Annotated in this window: 11 protein-coding genes; 9 read left to right on the top strand and 2 right to left on the bottom strand. The window is 50.7% G+C overall.

Annotated elements, in window-relative coordinates:
- Positions 1–77: 77 nt before the first annotated feature.
- Entirely contained in the window at positions 78–1,754 is a 1,677-nt protein-coding gene (locus Q31b_RS06005) for a DUF4153 domain-containing protein (protein WP_197171029.1), read from the bottom strand.
- Positions 1,755–1,945: 191 nt separating this feature from the next.
- Here Q31b_RS06005 and Q31b_RS06000 point away from each other — a divergent pair, with 191 nt between their 5' ends.
- From Q31b_RS06000 to Q31b_RS05965, 8 genes are all read left to right on the top strand, one after another.
- Complete coding sequence (locus Q31b_RS06000; protein ID WP_146598807.1) at positions 1,946–3,352, top strand: tRNA modification GTPase; 1,407 nt, start codon at positions 1,946–1,948, stop codon at positions 3,350–3,352.
- A gap of 3 nt (positions 3,353–3,355) precedes the next feature.
- On the top strand, positions 3,356–3,901 hold the full coding sequence (locus Q31b_RS05995; protein ID WP_146598806.1) for a methylated-DNA--[protein]-cysteine S-methyltransferase: 546 nt from the start codon (positions 3,356–3,358) through the stop codon (positions 3,899–3,901).
- 24 nt (positions 3,902–3,925) lie between these two features.
- Positions 3,926–4,657 carry a deoxyribose-phosphate aldolase gene (gene deoC, locus Q31b_RS05990; protein ID WP_146598805.1) on the top strand — a complete coding sequence of 244 codons (732 nt, stop codon included), beginning with the start codon at positions 3,926–3,928 and terminating at the stop codon, positions 4,655–4,657.
- A 383-nt stretch (positions 4,658–5,040) separates the two neighbouring features.
- Positions 5,041–6,807, top strand: coding sequence for a DUF4139 domain-containing protein (locus tag Q31b_RS05985; RefSeq protein ID WP_146598804.1), 1,767 nt, complete (start codon positions 5,041–5,043; stop codon positions 6,805–6,807).
- Positions 6,807–7,520, top strand: a complete 714-nt coding sequence (locus tag Q31b_RS05980) for a response regulator transcription factor (RefSeq protein ID WP_146598803.1) — start codon at positions 6,807–6,809, stop codon at positions 7,518–7,520. The genes Q31b_RS05985 and Q31b_RS05980 overlap by 1 nt, the downstream gene beginning before the upstream one ends.
- Positions 7,517–9,247, top strand: a complete 1,731-nt coding sequence (locus Q31b_RS05975; protein WP_146598802.1) for a sensor histidine kinase — start codon at positions 7,517–7,519, stop codon at positions 9,245–9,247. Before Q31b_RS05980 ends, Q31b_RS05975 begins: the two co-directional genes overlap by 4 nt.
- A gap of 591 nt (positions 9,248–9,838) precedes the next feature.
- Positions 9,839–10,888 carry a hypothetical protein gene (locus tag Q31b_RS05970; RefSeq protein WP_146598801.1) on the top strand — a complete coding sequence of 350 codons (1,050 nt, stop codon included), beginning with the start codon at positions 9,839–9,841 and terminating at the stop codon, positions 10,886–10,888.
- Entirely contained in the window at positions 10,888–11,802 is a 915-nt protein-coding gene (locus Q31b_RS05965) for a hypothetical protein (protein ID WP_146598800.1), read from the top strand. The genes Q31b_RS05970 and Q31b_RS05965 overlap by 1 nt, the downstream gene beginning before the upstream one ends.
- 91 nt (positions 11,803–11,893) lie before the next feature.
- Here the strand turns inward: Q31b_RS05965 and Q31b_RS05960 are convergent, their stop codons facing one another.
- On the bottom strand, positions 11,894–12,289 hold the full coding sequence (locus Q31b_RS05960; protein ID WP_146598799.1) for a hypothetical protein: 396 nt from the start codon (positions 12,287–12,289) through the stop codon (positions 11,894–11,896).
- Positions 12,290–12,420: 131 nt separating this feature from the next.
- Here Q31b_RS05960 and Q31b_RS29575 point away from each other — a divergent pair.
- Positions 12,421–12,589 (top strand): PD-(D/E)XK nuclease family transposase (locus Q31b_RS29575; RefSeq protein WP_197171026.1); only part of this gene is annotated, 169 nt, incomplete at its 3' end.

The raw sequence follows: 12,589 nt of genomic DNA, 5'->3' as shown, positions 1-12,589 counted from the left end.
GGATCTTGCTAAAGATCCCTGGTGCGCAAGGATCTTTAACAAGTCCATTACCCCAAAGATTCAATGCTGTGGAAGCACTAATACCACTGCATCGCATAATCCGTGAACACCGCTCCTGCATCATTCCTTGCGTTTGGTTTGCCGAGGTACGGCTGCAAAACAGACTTGTGGGCTTCCAACTTCTTGAGTAGGCGATTCTCCGCCGCTTGGAAAGCGGTCCAGTGATTCGGGTTCCTGTTTCGCTGTTTGCGAATTTCCTCTAGCCGATTGGCCAACCTCGCCTTGACACCTTCACGAATGATTGGATCCGGATGGTCGACGAGTCGGAACAAGTTTAGCATTCCTTCATTATCGATCGGTTTGACCGCAATCATGACGCTCGGATGCAAATAGCCCGTCGCTACCTTTGCCGCATTGTAGCGATGGGCAACATAGTCGACCGGAAACAGACTATAGGAAACGATGGTCAAGACCAGTGCAATCAATTGGGCACGCACCAACCACCAAAACGATCGATGTTTGGCGATTTTATAAAGCACCAGCAAAAATCCAATGACAACGACAGTGATGCCAAAGAAACCTACGGTTCGCATCCGCGTCATTCCGTTGTAGCCCACGTAAATTAGCAGGCGGTTGTAGACGGCCATCGCCAACAATAAATTCAGCACCGACCAGACCCACGCCAACGTCCGTAGTCGGTTCACCCGCGAATCCTGCAGCACCTCGCCGCTGAAGATAACGGACAGCAATACCGTTGCTACAGCTAACGCAATCGTCAACCAAGCTGCCCCCTGATGGGCATATCCGGCATAGTAAAATCCTTCGGGGAATTCGCTTCGCCATAGTGTCGAGAATTCAAAGCTTAGATAAACACAAAATAGCCCGATCAGCAAAATCAATGTATTGCGGAACGCTGGCAACAGCGAAGCCGTTGTGCCATTCGGTTCGGCCTCTATGACTTCCTCTTTGCCAAACTGGGTGAACCCTGAACGTGGACGCATCAACCCCGCACCAATGACCAAAGCGAGCACACAGAAGGGGAGTTCCCATGGCGACGTCATCGATGCCCAGGTGAGAATCCGCTTCCAGGTCTTGGAAAACTGTTCCCCAACCATGCCGCGAAGGTCTGGGTTCGCCATCACAAATAGACTTGCGAATATGGTTCCAAGAATGATTGGCAAGAGCCACGTCCAGGGCGAGCGGGCGGACGTACCGGCGGCGACTTCGGATTGGTGATCGCCCGACGGGTTCCCCCCGCGTCGAGGTAGTCGGTATTGCCGAAGTCGGACGAGCCCGTCAAATAGTAATCGACTTGCGAACGCAATCCCCTCGAGCACAAAAGGCATCACGCCCGACGCAGCCATCGCCAAACCGACCACCAACACCGCACCAGAGCAAACGGTCATTGCAGAGCCGAGCCAAAGGAGCCGCATCGCCACGCAAAGCAACAGCCCGCTAAGAACCGCTATCGCTAAACGATGCCCAGACGCTTCCGTTGGACCTACTTCAGCGGATCGATTTCGAAATCGATTGACGCAGAAAATGATTGGAACAAGTGCAAAGAAAACGGCTGGACCCGAGTACCCGAGACTGCGGAAAATCAGCACATCGGCAGCCAACGTCCAAAGGATGACCGCTAAGATTTCTTGGAAATGAACGGCTAGAACCGCTAGGGCTGGTACTTCATTTGCGTCCTCATTCAGAGGATCGATTTCCGCAGCCAAGGAGGCATTATCTGAAACATCACCTGACATCGTCATGAAACTCCACCTATAGCGATCGGTTGTATTGAGAGGCTTGTCATTCTACCCGATTTACTGACGACATGCCGATCGATGTGTTTCTTGGAATCACCTAACCGCTATACTCCAACGTTCTTGCAGATCTGATAGAATACGAATCGCTCCCTCATTTGCTTGATTGTCTCTAACCTTAATAGCCTTCCATGCTCGATTCGAACGAGACAATCGTGGCGATTGCTTCACCGTCAACGCCTTCGGCTCGCGGCATTGTGCGACTTTCGGGCGAATCCGTTCTATCGGTTTTGCAGTCGCTTTCTATCGATTTGCCAAGTGAACATGGTGCCCGGGCAATCAATACGAGGCTCGATTTGGAGGACCCCCTCGGGATCATCAATGTGACTCTGCTGCTTTGGCCTTCGCGGCGAAGTTATACGGGGCAACCGAGCGCCGAAATTCACACCTATGGCTCGCTACCGATTCTTCAATCGATTGTCCAGCGGTTGACAGCATCGGGTGCTCGCGCTGCACGCCCAGGTGAGTTTACGATGCGAGCGTTCTTGGCTGGACGTCTCGATCTGACACAAGCCGAGGCGGTCCTTGGCGTCATCGAAGCGGAAGGACGCGGATCGCTCAATCAAGCACTTGAACAATTGGCCGGAAATTTGTCGCGGCCGCTCGAACAAATGCGAAGCATGATTCTGGATCTGCTAGCCGATGTCGAAGCGGGACTCGATTTCGTCGACGAAGATATCGAGTTCATTAGCGATGACATGTTGGTAAAGCGATTGACCGATGTTCGCGATTCGTTAAAAAATATTCACTCAAAGCTCTGCAACCGAGGTGGCGCGTCGGCGATGCCGATCATCGTACTTCGCGGCGAACCGAATGCGGGCAAGAGCCAACTTGTCAATGCGATCGCAGGCAACGATGCGGCGATCGTGGCGAATGTCGCTGGGACAACTCGCGATGCGGTCTACGTCACAACGACCATCGGTGGCACGACTCGCGATGGTACGACTCGCGGTGGTCGAAAAGTGCAATTCGTGGACACCGCCGGGATTGAACAGGAAACGGAAGACAAGACGCTCGACGAAATCGCTTCGGCTTCTCAAGGGCATGCTGACCGTGCAGGCCTTTCCGCCGACATTCGACTTTGGTGCGTCGATTTGTCGGCGGGCGACTTGTCCGAAAATCAAGAAAAACTCCGTCCGTTCACGCTTACTGGTAAACGTAGCGTCATCGATATTTGGGTGGCTACGAAAACCGATTTGGTTTCAAAACATTCCCCCATCAACGGTTGGGTTTACACGAGCGCGATCAGCGGTGCAGGCGTCGCGGAACTGAAGGAGCAAATTGAATCGCACCTTGATGCTCGCGATCAGGAAGAGACTGGCTCCGTAATCGGTACCGCCGCTCGATGCAGCCAATCGCTGAACCAAGCCGAACAAGCAATTTCCTCGGCGATCGAATTGGTCGCTAACGGAGACGGCCACGAATTGGTTGCTTCGGATCTGCGTTTAGCGGCCGAATGTTTGGGCGAAGTTACTGGCGCCGTTTATACAGATGACCTACTCGACCGAGTGTTCAGCCGCTTTTGCATTGGAAAGTAACTCATGAAGCAAACAACCCATCGGAGGACAACATCCGAGCTCGACATTTGTCTGCGCCGCGAGCATGATTGCCCGCTTGGCACGATCTGGACACATTGGACCAAAAACGGATTGTACCGGTTGCATTGGCGAGAGGATGGTGGCTTCGTATCCGAATCGACAACCGCCAATTGGATTGCCCGGCGACAAAGCGACTTGCTTGATAAGCAACTTGCGTTGTACTTCAAAACGGGTGAAGCGAACTTCGATCCAATCGTAATCGACTCGACGGGTTGGACACCGTTTTCCACCGTCGTCTACGAGAAATGCCGCGAAATACCTGTCGGAACAACCCTCTCTTACAAAGAACTTGCTCGGCGTTCGGGTAGCGAGGGAGCCAGTCGAGCGGTCGGTTCCGCAATGGCTCGCAATCGAGTTCCAATCGTGATTCCATGCCACCGCGTTGTCGCAGGCAACGGACGGCTGTGCGGTTTTAGTGCCCCCGGCGGTTTGCAAACGAAGCGGTTTCTGTTAGATCTTGAATCAACCGAATCGAAATCCGTGCGATGACCCCTTCAAACTCTCGAGTAAACAATGGCCTCGGAATTTACCTATCTCGACATTTCCAAAATGATCGACCATGCACTATTGGCTCCCACTTTGACGACCTCGGACTTAGAGGCAGGCGTTGCTTTGGCCCGAGCGTATGATGTTGCCAGTGTTTGCATCATGCCGTATGCCGTCAAACGGTGTGCCGAACTGCTCTCGGGAAGCACTGTGAAAACATCCACGACGATCGGATTTCCACACGGTGGCAACATGACATCCACCAAACGAACCGAAGCGGAACAGGCGATTGCCGATGGATGTGAAGAACTCGACATGGTCGTCAATATCTCGAAGGTTCTAAGCGAAGATTGGGACTACGTGCGTCAAGACATCGCAGCGGTCATTGAGCTGGCTCACGCAGAGCAGCAAAAAGTGAAAGTGATTTTCGAAAACTGTTTTTTGCAAGAGGAACACAAAATCCGGCTCTGTGAAATTTGTGGCGAGCTCAGTGCGGATTGGGTCAAAACATCGACCGGATTTGGGACCAGCGGTGCTACGATCGAGGATTTGGTTTTGATGCGAAAGTACTCGCCAAATCATGTGGAGGTCAAAGCCGCAGGCGGGATCCGTGATTATGCAACCATGTTAAAGGTCCGCGAAATTGGGGTCAGTCGCGTGGGTGCGAGCCAAACCAAAATGATGCTGGACGAATGCCGATCCAAACTGGGCTTGCCAGCAATCGCGGTGCAAGACCGCCCGACAAGCAGCGGATATTGAAAAGCCGTCTGTAGGTGGCGTTTCGCTCGCCTGCGGCTAGAGCATTTTGATTTTTGACGTGGCTGGGGCTTCCAGCCCCAGTTCAGAAGAACGCTGCGGCTGGAAGCCACAGCCACGAAACACGCAGCCTACGGCTTTTTGCAAAATGCTCTAGTCGCTGTTACAAACTTGTTACGCTTCGGATCGCCTTCTTGCTATAGGATGAATGCGTCGTTTCATCAATTCGCAGCTTCCCAATTTCAACTAGGACGCAAGCTATGGCCATGCTCGTTACTCCAATCTGGCTCTGGGCAAAAAACGCCAGACTGGTTGCACTCATAATCACAATCTCGCAATTTTGTACCCTCCCAAACATTGGAGTGGCTGGGGACTCGCCGAGCAACTTGACGGTTGCATCTCGCTTGGATTTGAAAACGGAGCGAGTGGTGGTTTTCAAGGATGGTTACTGTTTGGTTGTCAAGCAAGGCAAGGCAACGACCGACGCAGACGGTGTCGCTTATACGGATGATGTTCCCGATGCTGCCGTACTTGGATCCTTTTGGGCTGTACCGGAAAAGGGAACGATCCAGTCGCTTGTTGCAGGGTGGGTCGACACCGAATCAACAATGGCTCGGGAGTTGAATTGCACGAACATTATGGAGGTTGTCAAGTCGAACTTGGGTAAAGCTTGTTCGCTAGAGGTCGATCAGGAACGAATAGAAGGAAGGCTCCTGAAAATTCTGTCGAATGACGAGTTGGCTAACAACTTGTCCGCAGCCAACTTTAACGACCCAAGTGACTCGATGCGGTTGTCTTCCCAGTTATCCGCTTCCCAGTCCACACGATCACTTGGCTCACGAACCGCAACGACCTCGATCAGTGACGTTGGAGGAGAGTACTTTTTGCTTCGGACTCAATCGGGCGACATGATGATTCGCGCCGACATGGTACGCAATCTAACGATCGAAAACATGAACAGTTTGATCGAGAAGACGATGATCACAAAATCACGACACAAGCGATTGACGATGAAATTCGCTCAAGCCAATGCGGAAGTCAATGTTAACTTGATGTACTTTCGACCCGATGTCCGCTGGATTCCGACTTATCGCATCAACCTGACCGGTCAAGCCCTTGCTCCTGGAAAGGACCCGTCGCCCGAAAAACAAGCTAGCCAGCAACAAAAAGCGGAAATGATAATGCAAGGTGAAATTTTAAATGAGGCCGAAGACTTTACCAACGTTCCTTTTCATGTCGTTGTTGGCGTACCAAATTTTCGCTTTCGCACGATTCCCTCGCCGATCGTGCTCGAAGCGACGCTGCGGAATTCACTTGCACAAGCCGCACCAAGCATCATGGGAAGGGGCAATCATTTGATGTCCAACGCAGTTTTTACTCAACAGATTTCTGATTTCCGAAGTCGTCCAGCCACGCAAGATGAAACAACTGCGATCGATTTGCCCGATGAGTTGAACGGCAAGGGCGGCAATGACATGTTCGTCTATCAACTCGCCCCGATGACGCTTAGACGTGGCGAGCGGGCAATCGTGCCAATCTTGCATACGGACATCGCCTATCGCGATATCTACACTTGGGATATCCAAATGACTCATTCGGAAAATTTTGTTGCCTCCACTGTTGATTCACCTTCACCATTGCGACTTAGCGAGGCAAGGGTTTGGCGCCAAGTGGAACTAGTCAACAACTCCAATGTCCCCTGGACGACCGGTGCCGCGATGATCGTTGATGAGATGCAGCCACTAGCTCAAGAATTGCTTACCTACACTTCGCCGGGAAGCTCGTGCCGAGTTCCGGTGACGGTCTCCGTTGACCTGCGTGGCAAAGCAGAGGACACTGAAACGGGGCGTGAGTTAAAAGTACTTTCATGGCGAGGGCACGATTATGCTCGTGTCACTGGAAAGATCGAAGCGGAGTTGACCAACCAAAAGAAGGAGCCCGTGACGTTGGCCGTCCAGTTGCGATTTGGCGGAAAAGCGACGAAGCTATCCGATAATGGGAAGGTAGTGCTAGAAGCTTACCACGCAGAGGATTGGCATGAACAACGAGGCGACCCGATCAACAACAGCAGTGTGATCCGCTGGACCGAGACGATCCTACCGGGCGAGTCTTTCAAACCAACGGTCGATTACGAATACTACCTGCGATATTGATGACGGAACGATTGACTATTCTGACCATCGAAGACGATTCCGCGATCCGTTGCGGAATCGTCGATGCGTTGCAGTTCAGTGGTTACAATACCATCGAGTCAGGTGACGGTCCGAGCGGTAAACAGCAAGCGATTCAATGCACCTACGACTTGCTTCTATTGGATCTCGGTTTGCCAGGATTGTCAGGAATGGAAATTTTGCGTTCCGTTCGTAAGCTGCGGCTTGCAAAGCCAGTGATCGTTCTGACGGCGAAAGGTGAGGAGGCCGATCGTGTGCAGGGGCTTCGCGAAGGAGCCGATGATTACGTCGTGAAACCATTCAGCATAAAAGAGTTGGTCGCGCGTGTGGAAGCGGTCCTGCGCCGCTCGACCGAAATGTCTAAACTTGCCCCCATTCACTTTGCACATGGAGTGATCGATTTCGACAGGCGAGAGCTTCGTTATCGCGATGGGATGCGATCGGAACTGTCCGAGAGAGAAACTCTTCTACTAAAATACCTCGTTGCAAATCTTGGCAGAGCGATTTCACGAGATGAGTTGCTGACCAATGTTTGGCAATTAACACCAAAAGGGATCAGCACTCGCACGATTGATATGCACATCGCACGCTTGCGAGAAAAGTTGCGCGACAATACGGATCCACCATCGATCATCTTGACCGTTCGTGGAACAGGCTACATGTGGACAGCCCATTCGCTCGAGGCCAAACAGTGAAAAAGCCCTGGCAAATCTGGACGCTGTTTTGCGTTTGCCTGCTGGCGATTGTCATCGCCATGTCTTGGCTCAGCTTGAAGACCATTCGCCTTGATGGCCTTCGTGAATCTGACAGAGCAGAAACCGAAATGGCACGCCGCGAAGCAGAACTGCAAGAGCGAATCAGCAGCGCGTTGTACCGCATGGATTTGAAAATGTTGCCATTGGTCATTCATGAAGCAGCTCGACCACCGTACTTCTACCGGTTCCCCTCGGAGATCCATTCTCCTTCCGCAAACTTGGTGTTGCTGCGATTCCAGATTGACGCCCAAAACAACATTTCCTCTCCTGACTCGATGCGTCAGCAAACCCTATCGCAGATCCAACTCGCGGACCAGGCCTTTGACTACCAAACGCTATTGCGTCAGAGCACTGAGATGGACCATGCCGAACCGAACAACTCACTGGCAACTTCGGCTCCACCATTGAACTACGACAACAAAATTGACGCACAGCTTTCACGCGGTACAAAACGTGTCAATGAAGACTATAGTCAACGTCGTCTTTCGACGTTGGAGTTGACGCAGCAAAGTTTGTTAAACAACAGTCTGAGCTACGGCCTTCAAATGACGGAAAACAATACCCCCTTGCCGACAAAATCGAATGCGTTGCAAGCAGTCCCGATGCAACCCACTTGGATGAATGGCAAGTTAATCTTTGTTCGTCGAGTCGACGACGAAAACGGAATGGTGTTCCAGTGTTGTTGGTTGAATTGGCAGGAAATCGAACATGAACTGCAAAACGAAGTCGCGGAGTTATTGCCGAATGTACAGTTTGAAGCGATAACGCCCAATACGCAACTGAAGATCGGCACGGCACTGACGACCATCCCCGTCCAACTCGTAATCGACCGGCCAGCGATGTTGGCCCGCCTTGCAATGGATTTGCCAGCTACCGCTAGAAGCTCAGCCTTTTCGATATCCCTTTTGGCCGCTTGGTGCTGCTTGGGTCTCGCCGCACTCGCATCGGCATTGCTGCTGCGTGGAGTATTGCGATTGAGTGAACGGCGAGCGGCGTTCGTGTCCGCGGTGACGCATGAACTGCGCACCCCTCTGACCACATTTCGTATGTATTCCGAAATGTTGGCCGATGGAATGGTACCACCAGAAAAGTCAAAACAGTATGCCAACACGCTAAAGGTTCAAGCAGATCGGTTGTCGCATTTAGTCGAAAATGTCCTGCTGTTTGCGAAACTGGAGCGAAGTTCTGCGAGAATTCATAGCGAGACCGTAACGGTAGAAGGATTAATAAGCCGCTTTTCCTGTCGTTTGATGGAGCGAGCAGACGACAGTCAAATGCGATTGGTGATCGAAGTTCCTCCGTCGGTTGCCATCGTGCCCCTGTCAACTCAACCTGCTGTCATTGAACAGATTCTCTTCAACCTTGTAGACAACGCTTGTAAATACGCTCAATCGTCGGCGGACAATCGCATCATTCTTTCTGTTGGGCCAGCAGCGAATCGAATCCAATTCCGCGTACAAGATTTTGGCCCAGGAATCACGTCGGTCGATCGTAAACGTCTGTACGAGCCGTTTCACCAATCGCGTACCGCCAAGGCTAATGCGGTTGCGGGTGTAGGTCTTGGCTTGGCCCTGTGCGATCGAATGGCCAAGTCAATCGCTGGACGACTGTTTGACAAAGACTGCTCAACCGGCGCGGTGTTCATTTTGGAATTGCCGAGCGGTTGAAGCATTTACTCAGACGCATGTGCAAGGAGCATAGGGACGAGAAGAGCATACCAAAGGACGCAATTTAAACACAGCTTCGATTTGTGATGAGTCGGAAACTCTAACCCCCGATATCCGGTAAGTAACTGGCGTAAGTGCTTGCCCCATCGACATACCCGATGGGGTCTCTGGAGCAAGACTGTTTTGGAGAAATCGTAGGTGGAAAGGATATCATCGTAGAGGCAACTTCTTCACGCTTGACGGTCACGTAGCCGTTGCTGAAACTGGGCTATCCGCGTCGTAAGTGCAATTGTCTCACACTTGATTAGCTCCTCGTCAGTGGAGCATAGGGACAGAGCATCATGTCAGGTGACGCAGTGCTATCTGGACCTATCTCTGTTTTCGTTTCCTAGAACCCATGGAAATCCGTTTCTAAACCGACCTAACTCTAATCTGCTATAACTTGGGCAATGGCTTTGTGAGTGTTCCTAACTGTCTTTTACCATTCTCGAAAACATGAGCCACCACAAAATTTAATAGACGAATGACATACCTTCACTTCTCCAACAACCTATCAGTTGACCGACAGGTAATTTATCAGAAGCAATAAGCATGGCCAAAAAAAACTTGTCAAAAAGAAAGGGGCAAAGCAAAAGCGTCCCAAGAAAAAATAATCTGGCCAAGGAGCTTTCGAACCCATATTCGTCGGGAGGTGGAGGCGTCAATTTTGAAACTAGAGTTCAGACTTCGTTTGTCGTACTTATGCTCACGGGTGGGTGTGTTCCTAGCCTGGCGACTGATCCCATCACCAAGATAAAGCTGCAAGCAAAAGCAAACGGCTATAATACCGACGATTTTGTTGTATTCACGAAGAACACTCAAACTGGGAGCGTCTCTCGTCTTTTAGCTCAAGTAAAACACACAATTACAATTTCTGAAAGCGACACGACATTTGCGGAGGTAATTCATCAGGCGTGGTCGGATTTTAGAGACCCGAAGAAATTTTTGCCAAAGAAAGACAACTTCGCGTTAGTTACCGGCCCTATTAGTGCCAAAGACATCGACAACACGAGAACAATCCTAGAATGGGCGAGGCACACTGAAGATGCCAGCGAGTTTATTAGAAATGTTGAACTCGCATACTTTAGCAACGTTGCGAAACGTCAAAAGCTAAAGGCATTTCGGAAACAACTCAAACGAGCAAACAAGGGTGTAGAAATCGAAGACGGGGAGCTGCATGAATTTCTAAAGTGTTTTCACCTTTTGGGTTTTGATTTAGACGTAAAAGCTGGAGTCTCGCTCGCACTCCTTCATTCTTTGATCTCGCAGTGTGCTGAAGATAACGCGAATTCTATTTGGTCACAACTATTGTACGAGATCCAATCGTTTAATCAGAACGCCGGTACAATTTCTAGAGACTCTATTTCGATGCCTCTGGTGGAAGCTTTTGCTAGGAAGAAAGTGGCGGTAATCCCAGATGAGTTTTCGAAGCCCCGGGTTGATGAAAAAACGTTAAAAGAGATCAAAAACCCCCACGTTGTTGCTTCGGCCGGGCTTGCAGGGAAGTGGGACGAAAAAAACCCGAACGATCAAGCCATACTTGAAATGCTAACTGGGCAGAAATTTCAAGATTTGATTCAAAAGATGCGTGAGAACCTCTAATGTCTGAAAAACTCATAGCTTTAAGAAATGGGATTTGGAATATTAGCGATGCAACACTTGCGTCGCCACAAATTTCCGAAGCCATCTTCGATCAAACGATCGACAAATTGGTCGACGCATTCGAAACAGTATTTACCGAACCCAACCCGATTTTCGAACTGTTGCCCGACCAGAGATTTGCCGCAAACATCTACGGTAAGAATCCAAAGTATTCAAGGCAGCTTATGGATGGGCTTGCCACAAACTACGCAATGCTTGGGGCAAACCCCGAAAATTTTCCGAATTGTACTGACGGCTATATTGACAACAAAATTGACGGATCTGTTCGTCGGATTTTTGAAGACGCCGATTGGATTCGATGGGCGTCCATGGATAACTTCCTTACATTTTTGGCAGAAGCAACTCCGAGTGTTTTTCTTGCGGCCGTTAAAAGTAGTTTGGCGAATGAGGAAGATCCGTTCGGCAAATTATTCTCACAGGAAAGCGATGGAATCGCCGGCAGAAATTACTTGTCTGGTTTGTTTAGAGCTCTCGAAATTCTTGCTTGGAACAACGATTTGTTTGTTGAGACTTTATTAGCTCTTGCGAAGCTTGACACGAAAGACCCCGGAGGCAACTGGACCAATCGCCCATCAAATTCTTTGATTACGATACTGCTTCCATGGTTCCCTCAGACTTCAACAGCAATCGAATTGCGTGTTGCCGCGGTTAAAATCATTAACAAAGAGTTTCCAGAACAAGGATGGAGATTGTTGGTTGGCCTATTGCCAAGCAGTCATCAGATATCTTCTGGTGCAACCAAGCCGAGGTTTCGAGATTGGATTCCAGCGGACTGGAAGGACGGAAACGTTTCGCATGACGACTATTGGAAGCAAATTGATGCTTACGGGAATTATGCATTAGGGAGTCGTTAAATGGGACGGGGGTAGTTTCTGAAGGAAACGACTAACTGCACTGGAGCGAAGCGAATAAGTTTAAGCAGTGTAAGGTAACGCTTCGCGGGGGTCAGGCTTGAAAGAAATCAAATGAAGAAATCAAATGGGTCAGGTCTCTTTGATGAGTGTTCCACCGCTTGCACTGGAGCGAAGCGACACCCGAACGGTAGCCGAAAGGCTGCCGTTTTTCGTTGGTGGGCAGGATGCCCGCCATGGCTTTCGGCACGATGCCGAGTCCGCGCACGCTTCGAGCCGATAGGCGAACTTGAACGCAAGCGAATAGCGGACGAGCGTAAGCGAAGTGAGAGTTCTTCCGTGCAGCTTCGTAGACACGATTCGCCGAAAGCAAGCGGATAGGATGTCCGCCGATGATGGAAGATGCGGCAACAGGAGGTTGCCCGGCGGAGGACGACACGAAGCGAGGAACGAGCGGTGTCGTCCGTAGCCGGGTTGTAGCGGCGAGCATGGAGTCCGCAGCGGAGTGCCCGAGCGGAGACCGGGCGTCCGGCAGCGGAGCCGAGAAGACGGATCGTGATAGCCACCAACCCAACGAAACTCTGTTATACTCAGCTCTTTGTTTTAGCCCCACGGTAACGGATGCCTCTAAGAATTAAGCCCACCGTTGACTTTGCCTTCAAAAAAATCTTTGGATCTCCGGAGAACGACATCGCGTTGATTGGATTGCTCAATGCGATCTTGGATTTTGAGCGACCGATTGAAGCGGTGGAGATTCTGAATCCATTCAGTTATCAAGAATTTTCCGACA

Origin of the sequence: Novipirellula aureliae (assembly GCF_007860185.1) — a bacterium.
In the GTDB taxonomy this organism is placed as follows: domain Bacteria; phylum Planctomycetota; class Planctomycetia; order Pirellulales; family Pirellulaceae; genus Novipirellula_A; species Novipirellula_A aureliae.
This window is presented reverse-complemented; position numbering and strand designations above follow the sequence as displayed.